The 17,171-nt window shown below is 70.7% G+C and carries 22 protein-coding genes; 8 read left to right on the plus strand and 14 right to left on the minus strand.

The features are described from left to right. Positions 1–10: 10 nt before the first annotated feature. From ABD793_RS04100 to ABD793_RS04135, 8 genes are read left to right on the plus strand one after another with little or no spacing between them, the layout of a single operon-like run. Positions 11–976, plus strand: coding sequence for an XdhC family protein (locus tag ABD793_RS04100; protein ID WP_344855405.1), 966 nt, complete (start codon positions 11–13; stop codon positions 974–976). After that, positions 976–1,560 carry an SRPBCC family protein gene (locus tag ABD793_RS04105; RefSeq protein ID WP_344855407.1) on the plus strand — a complete coding sequence of 195 codons (585 nt, stop codon included), beginning with the start codon at positions 976–978 and terminating at the stop codon, positions 1,558–1,560. The genes ABD793_RS04100 and ABD793_RS04105 overlap by 1 nt, the downstream gene beginning before the upstream one ends. A 15-nt stretch (positions 1,561–1,575) precedes the next feature. Then, positions 1,576–1,830: a hypothetical protein gene (locus ABD793_RS04110; RefSeq protein WP_344855409.1), complete on the plus strand. Its 255-nt coding sequence runs from the start codon at positions 1,576–1,578 to the stop codon at positions 1,828–1,830. Positions 1,831–1,848: 18 nt separating this feature from the next. Continuing rightward, complete coding sequence (locus tag ABD793_RS04115) at positions 1,849–2,076, plus strand: hypothetical protein (RefSeq protein ID WP_344855411.1); 228 nt, start codon at positions 1,849–1,851, stop codon at positions 2,074–2,076. 10 nt (positions 2,077–2,086) lie between these two features. Then, positions 2,087–2,290, plus strand: coding sequence for a DUF1059 domain-containing protein (locus ABD793_RS04120; RefSeq protein ID WP_344855413.1), 204 nt, complete (start codon positions 2,087–2,089; stop codon positions 2,288–2,290). Further along, on the plus strand, positions 2,287–2,526 hold the full coding sequence (locus ABD793_RS04125) for a hypothetical protein (protein ID WP_344855415.1): 240 nt from the start codon (positions 2,287–2,289) through the stop codon (positions 2,524–2,526). The genes ABD793_RS04120 and ABD793_RS04125 overlap by 4 nt, the downstream gene beginning before the upstream one ends. Before the next feature lie 2 nt (positions 2,527–2,528). Beyond that, a complete protein-coding gene (locus tag ABD793_RS04130) occupies positions 2,529–2,825 on the plus strand; it encodes a hypothetical protein (protein WP_344855417.1) in 297 nt (98 codons plus the stop codon). Between the two features lie 4 nt (positions 2,826–2,829). Then, positions 2,830–3,219 (plus strand): hypothetical protein, encoded by a 390-nt coding sequence (locus tag ABD793_RS04135; RefSeq protein ID WP_344855419.1) that lies wholly within the window; start codon positions 2,830–2,832, stop codon positions 3,217–3,219. Positions 3,220–3,333: 114 nt separating this feature from the next. Here ABD793_RS04135 and ABD793_RS04140 read toward each other — a convergent pair whose 3' ends face one another. From ABD793_RS04140 to ABD793_RS04205, 14 genes are all read right to left on the minus strand, one after another. After that, positions 3,334–3,786, minus strand: a complete 453-nt coding sequence (locus tag ABD793_RS04140) for a hypothetical protein (RefSeq protein WP_344855421.1) — start codon at positions 3,784–3,786, stop codon at positions 3,334–3,336. Beyond that, positions 3,783–4,067 (minus strand): hypothetical protein, encoded by a 285-nt coding sequence (locus ABD793_RS04145; RefSeq protein ID WP_344855424.1) that lies wholly within the window; start codon positions 4,065–4,067, stop codon positions 3,783–3,785. Before ABD793_RS04145 ends, ABD793_RS04140 begins: the two co-directional genes overlap by 4 nt. Before the next feature lie 37 nt (positions 4,068–4,104). After that, positions 4,105–5,271, minus strand: coding sequence for a vWA domain-containing protein (locus ABD793_RS04150; RefSeq protein WP_344855426.1), 1,167 nt, complete (start codon positions 5,269–5,271; stop codon positions 4,105–4,107). After that, positions 5,264–6,157 (minus strand): AAA family ATPase, encoded by an 894-nt coding sequence (locus tag ABD793_RS04155; RefSeq protein ID WP_344855428.1) that lies wholly within the window; start codon positions 6,155–6,157, stop codon positions 5,264–5,266. The genes ABD793_RS04150 and ABD793_RS04155 overlap by 8 nt, the downstream gene beginning before the upstream one ends. Before the next feature lie 65 nt (positions 6,158–6,222). Continuing rightward, positions 6,223–6,489, minus strand: a complete 267-nt coding sequence (locus tag ABD793_RS04160; protein ID WP_344855430.1) for a hypothetical protein — start codon at positions 6,487–6,489, stop codon at positions 6,223–6,225. A gap of 173 nt (positions 6,490–6,662) precedes the next feature. Beyond that, the gene (locus ABD793_RS04165) at positions 6,663–7,643 is read right to left on the minus strand and encodes an amidohydrolase family protein (RefSeq protein ID WP_344855432.1); all 981 of its coding nucleotides are present in this window, start codon (positions 7,641–7,643) and stop codon (positions 6,663–6,665) included. A gap of 11 nt (positions 7,644–7,654) precedes the next feature. Further along, positions 7,655–8,443: a PaaX family transcriptional regulator gene (locus tag ABD793_RS04170; RefSeq protein WP_344855434.1), complete on the minus strand. Its 789-nt coding sequence runs from the start codon at positions 8,441–8,443 to the stop codon at positions 7,655–7,657. A 50-nt stretch (positions 8,444–8,493) separates the two neighbouring features. After that, positions 8,494–9,849, minus strand: a complete 1,356-nt coding sequence (locus tag ABD793_RS04175; protein ID WP_344855436.1) for an MmgE/PrpD family protein — start codon at positions 9,847–9,849, stop codon at positions 8,494–8,496. Further along, the gene (locus ABD793_RS04180; protein WP_344855438.1) at positions 9,833–11,581 is read right to left on the minus strand and encodes a hydantoinase B/oxoprolinase family protein; all 1,749 of its coding nucleotides are present in this window, start codon (positions 11,579–11,581) and stop codon (positions 9,833–9,835) included. The genes ABD793_RS04175 and ABD793_RS04180 overlap by 17 nt, the downstream gene beginning before the upstream one ends. After that, positions 11,578–13,647 (minus strand): hydantoinase/oxoprolinase family protein, encoded by a 2,070-nt coding sequence (locus ABD793_RS04185; protein ID WP_344855440.1) that lies wholly within the window; start codon positions 13,645–13,647, stop codon positions 11,578–11,580. Before ABD793_RS04185 ends, ABD793_RS04180 begins: the two co-directional genes overlap by 4 nt. Positions 13,648–13,671: 24 nt before the next feature. Further along, positions 13,672–14,466: an ABC transporter permease gene (locus tag ABD793_RS04190; RefSeq protein WP_344855442.1), complete on the minus strand. Its 795-nt coding sequence runs from the start codon at positions 14,464–14,466 to the stop codon at positions 13,672–13,674. A 4-nt stretch (positions 14,467–14,470) separates the two neighbouring features. Next, positions 14,471–15,298 carry an ABC transporter permease gene (locus tag ABD793_RS04195; RefSeq protein WP_344855444.1) on the minus strand — a complete coding sequence of 276 codons (828 nt, stop codon included), beginning with the start codon at positions 15,296–15,298 and terminating at the stop codon, positions 14,471–14,473. Then, complete coding sequence (locus tag ABD793_RS04200; protein ID WP_344855446.1) at positions 15,295–16,074, minus strand: ABC transporter ATP-binding protein; 780 nt, start codon at positions 16,072–16,074, stop codon at positions 15,295–15,297. The genes ABD793_RS04195 and ABD793_RS04200 overlap by 4 nt, the downstream gene beginning before the upstream one ends. A 12-nt stretch (positions 16,075–16,086) precedes the next feature. After that, positions 16,087–17,064: an ABC transporter substrate-binding protein gene (locus tag ABD793_RS04205; protein WP_344855448.1), complete on the minus strand. Its 978-nt coding sequence runs from the start codon at positions 17,062–17,064 to the stop codon at positions 16,087–16,089. Positions 17,065–17,171: the final 107 nt, after the last annotated feature.

Below are 17,171 nucleotides of genomic sequence, written 5' to 3' on the forward strand. Positions count from 1 at the left end.
CGGTGAAGGCATGAGCGGGCACAGCATCGACGGCTGGGACGTCCTCGACCAGGCGGCGGAGCTCTCCCGCCGCGGCCGGGAATTCGCACTGGCCACGGTCGTCTGGCGGCAGGGCCCGTCGTCCGGTCAGCAGGGCTCGCGGGCCATCGTCACGACCGGTGGCCAGCTCTACGGCTGGATCGGCGGCGCGTGCGCCGAACCGGTCGTGATCCGCGAGGCGCAGGAGGTGATCCGCGATCGCCGGCCGCGGTTGCTGCTGCTGGGCACTCCGGAACAGTTCGGCGCAGCGGTGCCCGACGGGATGGCCGTGGTGCCCATCTCGTGCCAGAGCGAAGGCGCCCTCGAGGTCTACATCGAACCGGTGATCCCGATGCCCCACCTGAAGATCGTGGGCCGTTCCCCGATGGCCCACACGCTGCGCGACCTGGCGGAGGCACTCGGCTGGCACAGCGAACTGTGCGACGCGCCGGAGTTCTCCGCCGCCGATCTGGACGCGCGCTCCATCGTGGTCGTGGCCACCCAGGGCCACGGCGACGAGGAGGCCGTCGAACAGGCGGTGCTGGCCTTCCCGGCCTTCGTCGGGCTGGTCGCCTCACGTCGGCGCGGGGAGGCGGTGCTGGGCTATCTCGCCGACCGCGGTGTGCCACGCAACTTGCTGGACCGGGTGGAGGTGCCGGTCGGGCTGGACCTCGGCCACACCTCACATCGCGAGATCGCGGTGGCGGTGCTGGCCGAGCTGGTGCAGCTGCGGGCGTCCGGGGCGCTGGCTCCGGACCGGGCCGATCCGCCGTGCCCGCCGGCGCAGGAGACCGATCCGGTCTGCGGCATGACCGTGCCCGCGGACCGGACCGCGCATCCGGCCGACCACGACGGCCGCACTTACCACTTCTGCTGCGTCGGCTGTCGTGACCGGTTCGTCGCCGACCCCGGTGCCTACCTCGGCGCCGGGTTCGCCCACCACAACCAGGAGGCCTGATGCTCATCGAGAGCAGTTTCGAGGTCGCCGAGCCGGTCGAGAAGGTCTGGACCTTTTTCGACGACATCCCGCAGGTCGCGGCCTGCCTGCCGGGAGCGGAGCTCACCGAGGATCTCGGCAGCGACCGCTACGGCGGCAAGGTCGCGATCCGGATGGGCCCGGTGAAGATGTCCTTCGACGGTACGGCGGAGATCAAGGAGCGCGACGACGCGGCCCGGAAGATCGTCGTGGACGCGGCCGGCGCCGACGAGAAGGGGCGCGGCCAGGCGGCGATGTCCGTGATCGCGAGCCTCCTTTCGACCGCTCGTGGCTCGAAGGTCGACGTGGCGATGGACTTGCAGCTCTCCGGTGCGGCGGCGCAGTACGGCCGGGGCATGGTCGCCGACGTCACCGCGGTGCTGATGCGCGATTTCGCGACGAACATGCAGAACCGGATCGCCGCGATCGAAAAGGGCCTCTCGCCCGACCAGATCGGCACCGTCGCGCCGGCCAGCGGGTTCGGGATCGCGATGCAGGCCGTGCGGATGGCGCTGGCGCGCGTCCTGCGGCGGTTTTTCGCCCCCTACCGACCCAACCCGAGCTGAGGAGGCTGCGATCGTATGACGTGGTGGTGGATCGGCAACGCGGTACTGCTCGTCGTCGTGGTGCCCGTGCTCATCGCGCTGCTCAACCGGATTCTCGGTGCGGCCGAACGCATCCGGGGTGCCGCCGACGACATCCTCGCCGGGGGCGTCGCGCTCACCGGCGAACTGGACGACCTGCCCGAGTCGCTCGCCGTGACCGGGCGAACCATCGATCAGGTGGCCGTCGGCGCCGTGCGCTATGCCGGTTCCGTCGGCAAGCTGCTCGGCTGAACGGAAAGGAGGACAACCATGCCCGCTGCCGCAGTGGTGACCCTGATCATCGCGGCGCTGATCATCGCGGCCGCCGTGCTCGGCCTGGTCCGCGTGCTCCTGCACCTGGCCGCGATCCGCCGGACCCTCGGCACCGTCGTGGTCGGCGTCCAGGTCGTCGCGGCCCAGACGCGCACCGTGCCCGAGGCGCTCGACTCGGTGAACCAGAGCCTCAAACCCGTCCGCGATTTCTGCGAAACCGTCTGAGGGGGCGACTGTGGCCCAGTACGAGTTCGTCTGCGGCAGCCCGGTCTGCCACCAGCGGCTGGTCGCGCCGACGAAGCACGACCTGATGAGTGAGGTGGCCGAACACGTGAAGGTCAAGCACCGCATCCCGGCGCCGACCAAGTCGCTGGTCCAGTTCATCGAGGCGAACACCATCCGGGAGATCGGCCCGGCCGGTGGGGGAGGGCGGTCATGACCGGCTGGGTGATCGGCTACGCCGTCGGCGTGGTCGTCGTGCTCGTGCTCGTGGCACTGGTCGTGCCGATCCTGCGCCTCGCGCACTCGATCGGCCAGGAGGCGAAGATGATCGACGATTCGCTGCAGGACTCGGTGCGCAACACCGCCGCGCTGGCGAAGCTGACCGAGACGATCGAGCACGCCGAGGTCATCGTCGCCGGGCTGCACCGCGGCCGGACCAGGCTGGGAGGCTGACCATGACAACGCAAGTGCTCGCGCTGACCTCGACCGAGAACGGCCTGTGGTGGGGTGCCATCATCGCCGGGTTCGTCGTGGTGCTGGCCGTGGCCGCGCTGCTGACGGTGCTCGTGGTGTTCGTGCGCACCATCGACCGCCGGGTGGTCAAGGTCCGCGACACGCTCAAGGCCGCGGCGGAGAACACCGCGCAGACCGAGCTGATCGGGAAGACCGCGAACGGCGTCGACGCGGTGCTCGCCGAGGGTCTTGAGCACCACCTGTTCCTGGGCCGGGTGCTCGGCAAAGTGAGGATGTGAACCCGTGGTCGTACTGTCGGTCATCGATATCGTCCTGCTGATCGCCGGGCTGGCGATCTACTTGTTCATCGTGGGCGGCCAGCTCACCCGCATCGCCGCCAACCTGGAGGAGTGCCGGGATCTGGTGCGCCGGATCAAGCGCAATGCGGAGCCGATCTCGCAGGACGTCGGGCACATCAACGAAACGGGCACGATCGTCGCCGGTGCGCTGCCGCTGCTCTACGACATGGCCGAAGGCATCGTGAAGGGCGTGACCCCGGAGCCCGACGTGCCCGCCGAGCGCGGGCCCGCGCGGCCGGCGTCCGGACGGCGCCGCTCCCGCCTGCACGACGGAGTCGGCTACCTCCCGGCGGGCACGTCGCCGCTGGCCGACGCGCACGCACGCGGTCGCTGAACCGCCCGGCCACGCCGGGAAAATCGCGCGCGGGCGGCACTTTCGCGAACCATGCCCGCGAGTTCCGCCCGCGCGCACTCCGGCGGGTCCGGACGGGCACCGGCCACGGCCGGTTCACTCCGCGTCCGGCGCCGCCCGGCCCGGTTCGCGGCCGGTGGTCAGCGGACCGGCGGTCGGTGCCCGGTATTCCCCGATCCACTCGTCTTTCCACACATTGTCGTAGTGCCGGTCATTGCACATCGGGTGATAGACCGCCGACAATTCCTGCACGATCTGTTCCCGGTGCGAAGGCAATCCGCCGGGAACTTCGTAGGTGCAGATGTAGAGTTTCCACTTGTCCCCGGCGCGGCGTACCCAGCACGCGCTGCGGGGATGACGGAACGGAAACCGTTCCGTGGACAGGTCCCCGGAATGCCCGACGTAGATCACCGCGTACCGGCCGGGCCGGGTTTCCGCCTCCGGCCGGTACATGATCGCGTACACCCCGGCCGTCGCGGGTGCCGTCCAGCCGGCCAGCACCCGCGGGCCCTCGAACGGGTAGCCGGCCAAAGAACCGAGCCGGATCACGCGAAGAACCCCGCTGCGTCGTCCTCGTTGGTCATGCTCACCCTGCGGACCGGCCACCGGGGCAGGCCGGCGGTCCGCGCCGCAAGTGCGAAGGCGTCCCGGGCCCGCTGCTCGGCTTCGTCGCCGGTGTCCGCCTCGATGAGCAGCTGGGCGCCATAGCTGCCGGTCCCGATCCCGGTTGCGATGCCGCTCCACGCGGCGACCGCGTCGGCCAGCTCCACGATTTCTTCGCGGGTCAGCACCCGATCACCGTCGGCCATCACGGCCACGCTCCACTTCACCGCGTCCCACCTTCCGTTCTCCTGTGCGTCCGCCGGGTCAGCGCAGTCCGGGCAGCACGGCGGCGAACTCTTCCAGACTGCGCAGATCCTGTGCGGACAGCAATCGGTCGACGTACGGCTCGGCGGCCGTCATGCCGAGCGTGCTGGGCCGGTAGCGACCGCCGTCCGGCCCGCCCGGCCGGTGCGGGTTGAGCCACACGATGCGGTGGCTCAGCCGGCTCAGCCGCGCCATGGCCCCGGCGAGCACGGCCGGGTCACCACGGTCGAGCCCGTCGGAGCAGATGACGACGATACCGCCCCGGCTCAGCCCGCGCCGGGCCCAATCGCGCACGAACGCGTGCAGCGACTCGCCGATCCGGGTTCCGCCGTCCCAGTCGGCGACCGCGGCCGCCGCCCGCTCCAGCGCCTCGTCCGGCTTGCGGTGGCGCAGTTCCCTGGTGATCCGGGTCAGCCGGGTGCCGAAGCAGAACACCTCGACGCGTGCTGCGGCGCGGCCGGTCGAATAGGCGAACTGGAGCAGGTTGCGGGAGTAGTCCGCCATCGAGCCGGAGACGTCCAGCAGGAGGATCAGCGGGCGCAGCCGCAGCCGCCGTCCGCGGCGCGGCAGCCGGGGCGGGTCGCCGAGGGCACGCATCGTCTCGCGGACGGTGCGGCGCAAGTCGGGCCGGCGGCCCTTCGGATCGGCAACGCTGCGCCTGCTGCGCCGCCGCGGGGGAGCGAGGCGGATGGTGCGCATGATCCGGCGCAGCGCGGCCAGCTCCTCGTCACTGCACGCGCGGAATGCCTTGCCCTTCAGTGTGGCCGCGTCGGAGGCGACCAGGCCGAGCTCGGCCTCGCGCTCCTCCTGCTCCTCGCCGGTGCCCGGTTCGGTCTCCGGCACCTGCAGCACCGAGCGGGCCTCGGCGCGCGTGCGGACGCCGAACGGCCGGTCCGGTCCGGGGTCCTCGTCGTAGCTGAGGAAGAACCGGCGGAACACCCGGTCGTAGACCGGGATCTGCTCGTACCGGCCGACCAGGGTGGCCCGCCCGGCCCAGTAGACGTCGAGCAGGTCGGAGGGCACCAGCTCGGCCACCGCGGCGCAGTAGGTCAGCACGTCGCCCGGCCCGACCGGCACTTCCTCGTCGCGCAGCTGCCTGCCGAACTCGACCAGCGTGGCGACGAACGCCTCGCCGCCGGCAGCGGGGTCGGTGGTCTGGTCAGGCAAGGGAGATGACCTGGTCCAGGTTCTCGCGCACGACTTCGAGGTCGTCGCGCTCCTTGACGATCGAGCCGAGCGTGTCCTCGGCGGTGCGCTCGTCCACCTCCGTGGCACCGACCACCTCGAGCGACCGGACCCAGTCGATGGTCTCGGCGACACCCGGCGGCTTGTTCAGCTCCAGCTCGCGCAGCCGCTGCACCGCGGCGACCACCTTGGCCGCCAGCGTCTCGGACACCCCGGGAACCCGGGTCAGCACGATCTCGATTTCCCGTTCCGCGCAGGGATAGCCGACCCAGTGGTACAGACAGCGCCGCTTGAGCGCGTCGTGCAGTTCGCGGGTGCGGTTCGAGGTCAGTACGACCAGTGGCGGCCGTTCCGCACGGATCGTGCCGATCTCCGGGATGGTGATCTGGAAGTCGGACAGCACCTCCAGCAGGAACGCCTCGAACTCGTCGTCGGCGCGATCGATCTCGTCGATCAGCAGGACCGCTTCGTCCCCGGCCCGGACCGCCTCCAGCAGCGGCCGTTCGAGCAAGAACTTCGGGCCGAACAGCCGGTCGACGGCGGCGTCCTCGTCGAAGGGCTGCCCGGACCCGGCGGCCGGTCCGGACAGCGCGCGGATCTGCAGCATCTGCCGGGCGTAGTCCCATTCGTAGAGTGCCTGGCTGGTGTCGATCCCCTCGTAGCACTGCAATCGGATCAGCCTGCGCGCGAAGACCTCGGCCAGTGCTTTGGCGACCTCCGTCTTGCCGACCCCCACCTCGCCTTCGAGCAGGATCGGCCTACCCAGCCGCAGCGCGACGAACAGTGCGGTCGCCAGACCCCGGTCGGCCAGGTAGCCGCCGTCGCGCAGCAACTCGGTCAGGTCGCCGACGTCGGCGGGAGGATCCATGCGGGGGCGCTCCTCATGTGGTGTCTGCCGGCGGCCTGCGGTAAGGCACCGTCGAAGGTGGACGGTCAGTGCGGTGCTTCGGCACCGAGCACGAGGTCCCGGATCGTGCCGCCGGACGTGTCGAGTTTGCCTTCGCGCCGGAGCTTTTCGCGCCAGGCCGTGCCGATGTCGCTGCCCGGTTCGGCGAATCCGTCGAAGCTCACGTGCTTCATGTTCCGGCACTGCTTCTGCTTCCGCGTCCCGCAGGTCTGGTCCAGCGCGGCGGTATCCGTCCCGTCGGCCGACCAGACCGCACGCAGCACCTCGGCCGCGGTCTCCGGGGTCGGGGTCATGATCGCCTCGTTTCGTGGTCGTTCAAGACTTTCCGCAGCAATCGACTGTAGCCCGAGACCGCCGGGGTGGCGATGGCTGATTAAGGGTTTGCTTTAGCCGTGTCCCGAGGCCGGGCAGGTCGGTGCTCTCCGCGCACATCGGGTGCGGGAGATCTGCTGGTGCACAGTGGAAGTCACTCGAGGGGAAACACCGAAGCAGCGTTGGCGGAGATCTTGGCGCGCACGTCCTCGCCGAGGTTCGCTTCGTCGAGAACGGCGTTCGCGGCGCGGGGGCTCCAGCACGGGTGGTCCGTGCCGTACAGGACGTTGTCCTCGCCGTAGTACTCCAGGGCGGTGCGGATGGTCAGCGCCTGCGGCGCGACGGTGTCGACGAAGATCTGCCGAAGGTAGTGCGAAGGCGGGGCAGGCAACCCTTCGACGCGGGCGTTCTTGTCGATCCGCCCTGCCTGGTACGGAAGCAGGCCGCCGGCGTGGGTTTGGACGATGCGTAGCGAGGGGTGCCGTTCCATGACGCCGCTGAAGATCAGCCGAAGTACGGTGACGCTGGAGTCGAGCAGGCGGCCGAGAGAACGCTGCAGGCCGTCGGCGTACCCGGTGAGCACCTCGTTGAACGCGAGGTCCGTCGGGTGGACGATCAGCGGCACACCCAGCTCGGCCACGCGAGCGTAGAACGGCTCCAGCCGCTCCTGGTCGACGGGTTCGGCACCGACCGTGGACGGCAGGTTGACGCCACGGAGGTTCAACGAGCGCACCGCGTGGTCGAGCACCGCCAGCGCGGCGGCGGTGTCCTGCAGCGGGACGGCCGCCGTGCCGAAGAACCGGCCCGGGTGGGCGCGCTGGGCCTTCGCGATCTCCTCGTTGTATGCGTGCGCCTCGTCGAGCGCCTCGGCCGCGGGCATCTGGTCGAGCATCCCGGCGAGCACACCGGTGGTGCAGACGACGGTGGTGTCCGGGCCGGTGGCGGCTTGCGCGGTTTCGAGCCCGAGATCGAGGTCGAACCAGACGGCCGGCAGCGGGATGACCCCGCGGCCGTCGTGGTAGCGGTACCGGTAGCCGTCGCCGACGCGTTCGGTGCGGGGGAACGAGCTCCGCGCGGCCATCGTCTCGAAGTGGGACCGGGGGAACCAGTGGAAGTGCGAGTCCACCACGCGCATTTCTCGTCTCCTCAGCTCATCCGGTGTTCGGCGAGGATGCCGGCGAAGATCCGGTCGGCATCGGGCCGGTAGGTCTCGTGCAGGGCGTGGAACAGTTCGTGGCAGCGCGCGGCCGGCCAGCCGGGTGGCAGATGCTCGGCGGGCAGCCGTGGCGTCTCGCGCAGCAGCTGCCGCCAGGCGGACGTGAGGACGAGGTCGCGGCCGAGGTCGTCGGTGGCCTCGGGCACCGGGGCCTCGACGTCCCACGCGCGCAGGAACCGCTCGTGGCGCGCGGCCAGCTCGCTCAGCTGCCAGGTGCGGGAGATCATGCCCTCGACGTCGGCGAACTTCGGGTAGCCGGTGAACACCTCGACGTGCTGGTCGGCCCCCGCGCCGGGTAGCTGTTCGAGGATCGCCGAGACGTCCCGTTCGCCCGGCGCGATCCACACGCCGTCGCGCAGCAGCCCGAAACTCTCCCACGCCAGTCTCCTGCGCAGCAGGTGCCGTTCCTTGCGGTGCGTCTCGGGCAGGGTGAAGCACAGAATCGTCCACGCGCCCTCGGGGTGCGGGGTCTCGATGGTGTCGTGGAAGGTGCGCTGTTGCTGCCGGCGCACGACATCCAGCCCCATCTCCGACGCGCGGAAGTACGCGGCGCGGCCCCGGCGTGCGCGTTCCAGCAGTCCGCGTTCGGTCATCCGCGACAAGGTGAGCCGGGTCGCGTGCGCAGACACGCCGATCCGGGCCAGCACGTCGATGTACCCCGCGGTGGCGATCTCGGGGTTCTCGCCGAGGCAGTAGCGGCCGATCATGGTCAGCAGCACCGTCTGCGGCGTCGGCGCCCGGCTCAGGTCGGGTGCTTCTCGGTCGGTGGTCAGGACGAACCCCCTGTTCTCGCGCCCGCTGCGGCGTTCTCCGGCGGTCGCACGAACGTACCGCCGAGCAGGGGCAGGACGTGTTCGCGCAGGGCCCCGGCCGCCGTGCCGGGGCGCAGCAGGGACTCCGCTATCGCCCTGGCCGGTGCGGAGCCGAACTCGCGCTCCGCGAGCGTGCCGAACTTCGCGACGATTTCATCGTGCCCCAAAGGGTTTCCCGGGTCCCCGCGGGCGTCGAGCCGGTCCGCGACGACGGTCCCGGACGCGGTGGTGAGCTCGACGCGGGCGCCCCATTTGGCCGGGTAGGCTGCGGTGAGGTCGCCGGCCGGTTCGACCCGTACGACCCGGGCCAGCTCCAGCACGGCGTCGTCGTGCAGCGCCTCGTCGTCGAAGTCCCACGGTGTGCAGTGCCCTCGCCGTGCGGAAACCGCGAGCACGAATTGCGCGCTGCCCAGCGCACTCAGCGGTGAGGAGAACGGCGGCGGCCGGTCGACGATCCCCGCCAGCTGCGCCGGCAACCGGCAGGTGAGCCGCCGCACCTCGCCACGGGGCCTGCCGCCGGGCGGGCGCAGCGCCAGCACAGCGTCGATCGCACCCTGCAGATGCTTGGCGCCGGCGTGCGGTTTCAGGCTCGTCTCGGGCAGCAGATACGGCGCGGGCAGCCCGGGGCGTTCGCGTCGTAGCGGGGAACGCGGATCGTCGAGGATGTCGAGCGGGCCGGTCCAGCCGGAGTCGGCGGCGAGGAACGCGGTGATCGCGCGTTCGGCGGCGAATCCGGCGAGCAGGTACTTGCCGTCCGCGCGGTCGGTCGCGCCCGCGATCGAGCCGCCCGCGTGCTGCGCGGCCAGCGCGATTGCGGACGCGGTGACCGTCTGCGGCCGGTCCAGCAGCACGGCGGCCGCGGCCGCCGCGCCGAGCGGGGCCAGCAGTGCGGTCGGCCACCAGCCGCGCCGGATCAGCCGCTCGCCCCCGATCGCGGCCGCCGCGGCGAGCGCCACCTCATGGCCGGCCAGGTACGCGCGCTCGTGCTCGTCGGCGGAAGCGTTGCCCAGTACGGCGAGTGTTGCCGGCAGCACGACACAGCCGGGGCACAGCACCGAACCGCGGTGGATGTCCCCGGCTTCCCAGGCGTGCGCGTACGCCCCGGCGAGGAAGGCCGTGCGCCGGGCGGCACCGTGTTCGCTCGAAAGGGTGTGCGCGAGCCCGGCCATCGAGCCGCCCAGCGTGGTCCGGCCGGCGACCAGGGCACCGACGGTGTCGGTGAGGTGGGCGCGGACGGTGGCCCGGATCCCAGGTGGCACCGGCTCCGTGGCGACCGAGTGCGCTCGGGCGGCGAGCTCATCGACGAGTGACATCGGCCCGCACGTTCCGGAGCCGGGCGGTCTCCGGTTCGTCGACCTGCCCGGCGGTGGTGAGCACGACGCCGTAGCGTGCCCGCGCCGCTTCCGCGGTCACGAACCCGTCGGCCACGTCCTGCGCGACCTCCGCGGCCGGCCGCTCGAACGGCTCGCCCCAGCCCCCGCCTCCCGCGGTGCGGAAGGTGACCTTGGACCCCGGCTGCAGTGCCAGGCCGGTGTGCTTCTTGACGTGTTCCGGCTTGCCGCCCGGCTGTGTGACCACGGTGTCGTTGACCGCACCCGGATGGCCGCCGCGCAGGCCCCACGGCGGGCAGGTCGTGCGTTCGTTGGCGATGTTGGTGAACATCGCCTGCTGTGGTTCCACGTCGATTTCGAGCCCGAGCCCGCCGCGGTGCCTGCCCGCGCCGCCGCTGTCGGTGCGCAGCTCGTGACGGGTGAACACCAAGGGGTAGCGCGCTTCCTGGATCTCGATGGGGATGTTGCGCACATCGCCTTGGCACACCGACACGCACGCGCTCGGGCCGTCGCCCACCGGGCGCCCGCCCCAGCCACCACCGTTGATGTTGAGGCACACGAACCGGGCGCCGGTCTTCTCGTCGATGCCGTGGAAGGTGAAGCCGGACATATCGCCCTTGTGTGCGGCCGGCACCCGGTCCGGCAGCGCGTCGGCGAGCGCACGGATGATCGTGTCGACGACCGTGGGCAGCGAGATGCTCCACTGGCCCAGTGCGGCCGGCGCCCTCGCGTTGAGCAGTTTCCCCTCCGGCAGCACGACGTGCAGGTTGCGGAACGAGCCCTCGTCGACCGGGTGCGTCGGCAGGGTCAGCATCTTGAACGCCACGCGCGCCGCCGCGACCCCGCCCGATTTTCCCGCGTTGAGCGGGCCCTTGACCTGCTCGTTGATCTCGGAGAAGTCGATTGTGAGCTCCTCGCCCGCGACGATCACCTTGAGGTCGAGCGTGATGCGCTTGTCGAGGTCCTGGCCGTCGTTGTCCATCCACGCCGACGCGGTGTACTCGCCGTCGGCCATCTGCGCGACGGCGTGGCGCGAAAGGAGTTCCGACTGGTTGCGCATTTCGGTGATGCACGCCATGACGGTGTCGAGGCCGTAGCGTTCGGCGAGCTCGGTGATGCGGCGTTCGCCGAGGCGGCAGGCCGCGATCGCGGCGCGCAGGTCACCCAGCGACGACTCGGGGATGCGGATGTTGTCCTTGAGGATCTGCAGCACGTCGGCGTCCCACTCCCCGGCCTTCAGCACCTTGATCGAGCGCAGTTGCAGGCCCTCGGAGTAGATGTCGGTGGTCGCGGTGGAGCCGAATCCGATGCGTGAGCCGCCGATGTCGACCCAGTGGGCCCGCACGGCGGGGAACGCGACGACTTTGCCGTCGACGAAAATCGGCGTGTAGACCACGACGTTGTTGAGGTGCTGACCCGCGACGTACGGGTAGTTCATCACGAGCGCGTCGCCCGGTTCGAAACCGTCGAGGCCGTGGCGCTCGATGCCGTCGGCCACCGACACCCCGAGGTCGGCGAGGAAGATCGGCAGGCCGCCGAGGTTCTGGGCGATGAGCTCGCCCGCGGTGTCGACGAGGCCAACGCAGTAGTCCTGGACCTCGAAGATCATCGGGTTGTAGGCGGCGCGGCGCAGCGCGGTGGCCATCTCGTCGGAGTACGCCACGAGCGCGCAGCGCACCACTTCGAGCGTGACGGGGTCGATGGTTCCGGTCATGCGGGGCTCCCCACGGAGACGACGAGCGAGAGGTCGGGGGCGACGCTCAGCGCGTCGCCGGCGTAGCAGACGACCGACGACGTGGCTTCCTGGACCACGGCCGGACCGGTGATGTGGTGGCCGGGTCGCAGCGTCTCCCGGTCGTAGACCGGACAGGACACCGGTTCCGGTCCGCCACCGTGCAGTACGACGGGCCGGTGTTCGGCGGGTTCGGGCGTGCCGGTGGCCGTTTCGGTCCCGGCCGCGGTACCGGCACCGGCCGTCGTTTCGAGCGGCAGTGAGATCACCGTGCGGACGCCGACCGCTTCCACGGCCTCGTCGGTCGCGTGGTGGCCGTAGAGCCGGTCGTGCATTTCGTCGAACAACGCACGCACCTGCCCGTGGTTCGCCGTGGACAGTCCCGCTTCGGGCACCGGTACCGGGATCGTGAACTCCTGACCGTGGTAACGCAGTTCGAGGAAGTGCTGCAGTACCGGCGGGCGGCCCGGATCGCCGATGTCGGCGCGCAGCCGCGCCCATGCCTCGGCCGCGAGCGCCTTGATGGTGATCGCGTACTGCTCCACTGTGGATGGTTCGAACTTCGCCAGCGAGGTGCGCGTGAGGTCGTGGCGCACCTCGGAGCAGAGCATGCCCTTGGCCGAGAACTGTCCGGGCAACACGGGGACCACGACGGTGCCGATGGTGAGCTCGCGCGCGATCGACACCGCGTGCAACGGACCGGCACCGCCGGTGGCCACGAGCGCGAACGTGCGCGGGTCCTCACCCTTCTCCACCGAAACGGCTCGGACGGCCAACGACATCTGTGCGTCGGCGATCGCCACGATGCCGAGCGCCGCCGCCGGCAGGTCCAGCCCGAGCGGTTCGGCGACGTGCATGCGGATCGCCTCCTCGGCGGCGGCGCGGTCCAGCGGCATCTCGCCGCCGAGGAACCGGCTCGCGCCGAGCCGGCCGAGCACGAGGTTGGCGTCGGTCACCGTCGGCCGGTCGCCGCCACGGCCGTAGCACGCGGGACCCGGTGCGGCACCGGCGCTGACCGGGCCCACCTTGAGCGCGCCGGCCGCGTCGACCCACGCGATGCTGCCGCCACCCGAGCCGACCTCGACGATGTTGACCACCGGCAGTGCCATCGGGTGGCCGGTGGCGTACCCCCCGATGAAGTAGCCAGGGCTGATGTCGACCGCACCGTCCTTGACCAGGCTCGTCTTGGCCGTGGTGCCGCCCATGTCGAACGAGATCAGCCGCGGCAGGTCGAGCCCCGCGGCCAGCGCAGCCGCACCGATCACGCCCGCGACCGGACCGGACTCCATCATCCGCACCGGGCTTTGCCGCGCGGTTTCCACGGACATGATGCCGCCGTTGGACTGCATGATGAGCAGCCGCCCGCGGAAGCCGCGTGCTTCGAGCCGCTTGGCGAGCGAGTCGAGGTACCGGGACACGACCGGGCCGACGTAGGCGTTGAGCACGGTCGTCGAAGTCCGTTCGTACTCCCGGTACTCGCGCATGATCCGGTGCGACAGCGTCACGTAGGCCTCGGGCCACAGCTCGGCGAACAGCCGGCCGAGCTCGAGCTCGTGCTCCGGGTTGGCGTACGCGTGCAGCAGGCACACCGCCACCGACTGCACGCCGGACTCCTTCAGCTCGGTGATCAGCGCACGGGCGCGCTCGACGTCGAGCGGGGTTCGCACGCTTCCGTCGGCGAGGACCCGCTCGCCGACCTCGCGTCGCAGCCGCCGCGGCACGAGCGGATCGGGTTTGCCGAAGAACAGGTTGTACGGTTCGGAGCGGTTGCCGCGGCCGATCTCGTAGACGTCGCGGAAACCCGCCGTGGTGATCAGCGCGGTCCGGGCGCCCGCGCGCTGCAGCACGGTGTTGATGGCGATCGTGGAGCCGTGCAGGAACAGTTCGGTGCCCGGCAGATGCGCGCCGAGCCGGTCGAGCCCGGCGAGCACGCCCTCGGCGTGGTCGCGCGGTGTGGTCAGGGTCTTGGCGGTGCTGAACACGCCGTTCCCGTCCACGGCGGTCAGGTCGGTGAACGTCCCGCCGATGTCGGCGGCGATCTGCTTCATGGATACCCCGTTCTCGAATGCGGGTCAGGGAAGTTCGGTGCGCCAGGAGTCGGCGAGGGATTCGAGCTTGCGGGCCAGTACGTTGAGCAGCACGCCCGCGACGACGACCACGAACACCGAGGCGAGCACCTCGGTGGTGCCGAGGTGGCCGGCGAAGGAACTGATGTTGTAGCCGATGCCGCCGTCGCCGGCGAAGAACTCGCCGACGATCACACCGACGAGCCCGCGGCCGACACCGAGGCGAAGGCCGGCCATCACCGTCGGCACCGACGCCGGCAGGAGCACCTTGCGCAGCAGGGAAGTCTCGCCTGCGCCGAACGACACGGCGGTGCGGATCAGCACCTTGTCGACGTTGCGCACGCCCTGGGCCGAGTTGACGATCACCGGCACCACGGACATGAGGAAGGCGATCGCGACGACCGTGGGGCTGCCGAGGCCGAACACCAGCACCAGCAACGGGAACATCGCGACGACGGGCGCCGAGTACAGCAGCCATACGTACGGCTCGACCACGTAGTCGACGTAGCGGTAGCGGCCCATCAGCAGCCCCAGCGCGACGCCGGTAACGGCGGCCGTCCCGAACCCGATCGCGAGCTCGAGTGCACTGCGGCCGAGGCTGCGCAGCAGCAGCCCGGACCCGATCTGGTCTACCAGCGCCACGGCGACGAGCGCGGGCGAGGACGTGAGGAACGGGTTCACCAGGCCCGCCCACACCGCGATCTGCCACAGCAGCGCGACGAGTGCGAGGAACCCGCCGCCGAGCAGGATCGGCATCGCCTTCTCCGGAACCCGCCGGCGTGGCCGTGCGATGGTGGTCATCGGTTCACCTCTCCCACGACGTCGCGACATTGCCGAGGATCCGCAGCAGCGCGGTGACGGCGTAGCCGAACACGGCGACCACGAGGGTCAGGAACATCAGTGCTGCGACGTCGAAATTCTGGCCGTAGCTGGAGATCAGCTGGCCGACACCGTCGGTGCCGCCGTAGAGCTCCGCGATGATCACGGCGATCACCCCGCGTCCGGCGCCGAGGCGCAGGCCGGCCATGATCGTCGGCAGTGCGCCCGGCAGCAGGACCTTGCCGAACATCGCGCCGCCGCCCGCGCAGAACGCCCGTGCCGCCTGCACGAGCCTCGGTTCGGTTTCGCGGATACCGGCCATCGCGTTGACCGCGATGGTGATCACGGCTTCGACGAAGACCATCGCGATCTTCGACGCCTCGCCGATACCGAGTGCGAGCACCACGAGCGGCAGCAGCGCCAGCGACGGTGTCACGTACAGCGCGACGAGCGCCGGCTCCAGCGTCTGGCGGATCCGCAGCTTCCAGCCCATCAGCATGCCCACCGGCACGCCGACGACGACGGCCGGCACGAAACCGGCGAAGAACTCGACGAGCGTGGTCTGTGCGTTCTCCCACAGCTCACCGGAGCTCAGCAGGTCGCCACCTGCGTGCACGATCGCCACCGGAGTGCTGGCGAACTGCACGTCGACCACCCCGAACTGCTCGGCGAGCTGCCACAGCGCAAGCACCACGACCACACTGCCGAGCACGAACCGGGCACGTACCGGCGGCACCCACCGCAGGCCCACAGCGTGGTGCGGGGGAGCCGTGCCGACCGCTCGTGGCGGTCGTGCCTTCAGCCCGTGGGTCATGGCGTCACCGGTTCCCCTGCCGCGGTACCGAGCAGCAGGTCGGCGAGGTGCGTGCGGTATTTGCCGAACGCTTCGCCGGCACGCACCGCGGCGTCGCGCGGGCGGGGCAGGTCGATCTCGATCACCTCGACCACGCGGCTCGGGCTGCCGCCCATCACGAGCACCCGGTCGGAGAGGAACACGGCCTCGTCGATACCGTGCGTCACGAACAGCACGGTCTTGCGGTCCAGGTCCCAGATCCGCAACAGCTCGCCCGCCATCAGCTCACGCGTCTGCGCGTCGAGCGCCCCGAACGGCTCGTCCATGAGCAGCACTTCCGGGTCGGTGGCCAGCGCGCGGGCGATACCGACGCGCTGGCGCATGCCGCCGGAGAGCTGGTGCGGGTGGGCGTCCTCACGACCGCTCAGGCCGACCAGTTCGATGAAGTGCCGGGCGCGGTCGAACCGGGTGGTCTTGTCTGCGCCCTGCATTTCGAGTCCGAACGCGACGTTCGCGAGAATCGTGCGCCACGGCAGGAGCGAAGCGTCCTGGAACACCACGGCGCGGTCCGGTCCGGGTTTGGTCACGACCTGCTCGCCGATCCGGATCTGCCCGCCGGACGGGCGGAGCAAGCCGTCGGCGGCCAGCAGCACGCTGCTCTTGCCGCACCCGCTCGGGCCGACGATCGTGACGAACTCGCCGTCGCGTACGTGCGCCTCGAACCCGTCGACCGCGACGAACGGTCCGGCTTTGCCGGCGTAGGAGATCTGCAGCCGGGCGAAGGTGATGTCTGCCATCGGTTCCCCCGCTCAGCCGGTCTTCGGCAGGAATCGGCTGTCGAGCCACTGCGAGTCGGGCAGCCGGTGCCGGAACACCTTGCCCTGCAGGCCCATCTGCCAGAAGTCGTCCATCGCCTTCGCAGAGGGCATCCGGCCGTCCGGGTGCAGCTGGTCGATCCACTCCGCCATGCTGGCTCTCGCGTCGTCGACGCTGATCTTGTTCGCCTTGGCGATGGACTGCGCGGCGTCGTCGGGCCGGTCCTTGGTCATCTGCATGGCCTGCGACAGCGTGTCGACGAACTTCCCGGCCCGGCCGGGGTCGTCGGTCAGGAATCCGGCTTTGCTCCACGTGACGTGCATCGGATAGCTGTCCACGAGGTCGGCGAGGTCGAGGATCTTGTGGTAGCCGGCCTGCTGCGCGTAGATCGTCTGTGGTTCGGTGAAGATGTTGGCCTGCAGCTGACCCGCCTTCATCGCGGCGAGCCGGGCCGCCGACGCCCCGCCCTGCACGACCTTGATGTCACGGTCGGGGTCCAGGCCCGCTTTCGCCGCGGCGAAGCGCGTGAGCAGGTCGGTGGACGAGCCGATCGTGGTGACGCCCCAGTTCTTTCCCTTGCCCTGCGCGACATTGCGGATCTCGGGCACGGCGTACCAGGAGAACGCGGTCATGTCGAAGCCGCCGTAGAGGACCTTGACGTCCTGGCCGGCTTCCTCGGCGGTCAGCGGTCCGGTGGGCGAGCCGACCGCGACGTCGACGTCGCCGGAGAGCACCGCCTTGGCGAGCTCGGCGTCTCCCTTGAACGTCACGGTCTTGACGGTGAGGCCGTGTTCCTGCCAGAGGTCCTGGTCCCCGGCCAGGTAGACCGGGCCGAGCGTGGTGGCCTGCACCGGCAGGCCGAGGGTGATCGTGTCGCCGCCCGAGGCGGCACCACCCGGACCGCACGCGGTGGCGGCGAGGGCGAACAACGGTAACGCGAGCCGGAACCGGCGGAGAGTTTTCCTTGGCACGGTGGGGAACCTCGATCATGTCCGGAGCGGGGACCGGGACGCGGGGCTGGCGCCCGGATCGGGAATCGGGCGAGGTGCCGACCACGAGAAGCGTCAGGAGGTGCACC

Origin of the sequence: Amycolatopsis ultiminotia, assembly GCF_039536925.1 — a bacterium.
Taxonomy (GTDB): domain Bacteria; phylum Actinomycetota; class Actinomycetes; order Mycobacteriales; family Pseudonocardiaceae; genus Amycolatopsis; species Amycolatopsis ultiminotia.

Excerpts from the sequence above, each read along its gene's own strand:
- ABD793_RS04100 (WP_344855405.1), top strand. The coding sequence starts at position 11 with ATGAGCGGGCACAGCATCGACGGCTGGGACGTCCTCGACCAGGCGGCG.
- ABD793_RS04105 (WP_344855407.1), top strand. The coding sequence starts at position 976 with ATGCTCATCGAGAGCAGTTTCGAGGTCGCCGAGCCGGTCGAGAAGGTC.
- ABD793_RS04110 (WP_344855409.1), top strand. The coding sequence starts at position 1,576 with ATGACGTGGTGGTGGATCGGCAACGCGGTACTGCTCGTCGTCGTGGTG.
- ABD793_RS04115 (WP_344855411.1), top strand. The coding sequence starts at position 1,849 with ATGCCCGCTGCCGCAGTGGTGACCCTGATCATCGCGGCGCTGATCATC.
- ABD793_RS04125 (WP_344855415.1), top strand. The coding sequence starts at position 2,287 with ATGACCGGCTGGGTGATCGGCTACGCCGTCGGCGTGGTCGTCGTGCTC.
- ABD793_RS04130 (WP_344855417.1), top strand. The coding sequence starts at position 2,529 with ATGACAACGCAAGTGCTCGCGCTGACCTCGACCGAGAACGGCCTGTGG.
- ABD793_RS04155 (WP_344855428.1), bottom strand. The coding sequence starts at position 6,157 with ATGGATCCTCCCGCCGACGTCGGCGACCTGACCGAGTTGCTGCGCGAC.
- ABD793_RS04160 (WP_344855430.1), bottom strand. The coding sequence starts at position 6,489 with ATGACCCCGACCCCGGAGACCGCGGCCGAGGTGCTGCGTGCGGTCTGG.
- ABD793_RS04165 (WP_344855432.1), bottom strand. The coding sequence starts at position 7,643 with ATGCGCGTGGTGGACTCGCACTTCCACTGGTTCCCCCGGTCCCACTTC.
- ABD793_RS04175 (WP_344855436.1), bottom strand. The coding sequence starts at position 9,849 with ATGTCACTCGTCGATGAGCTCGCCGCCCGAGCGCACTCGGTCGCCACG.
- ABD793_RS04180 (WP_344855438.1), bottom strand. The coding sequence starts at position 11,581 with ATGACCGGAACCATCGACCCCGTCACGCTCGAAGTGGTGCGCTGCGCG.
- ABD793_RS04185 (WP_344855440.1), bottom strand. The coding sequence starts at position 13,647 with ATGAAGCAGATCGCCGCCGACATCGGCGGGACGTTCACCGACCTGACC.
- ABD793_RS04190 (WP_344855442.1), bottom strand. The coding sequence starts at position 14,466 with ATGACCACCATCGCACGGCCACGCCGGCGGGTTCCGGAGAAGGCGATG.
- ABD793_RS04195 (WP_344855444.1), bottom strand. The coding sequence starts at position 15,298 with ATGACCCACGGGCTGAAGGCACGACCGCCACGAGCGGTCGGCACGGCT.
- ABD793_RS04200 (WP_344855446.1), bottom strand. The coding sequence starts at position 16,074 with ATGGCAGACATCACCTTCGCCCGGCTGCAGATCTCCTACGCCGGCAAA.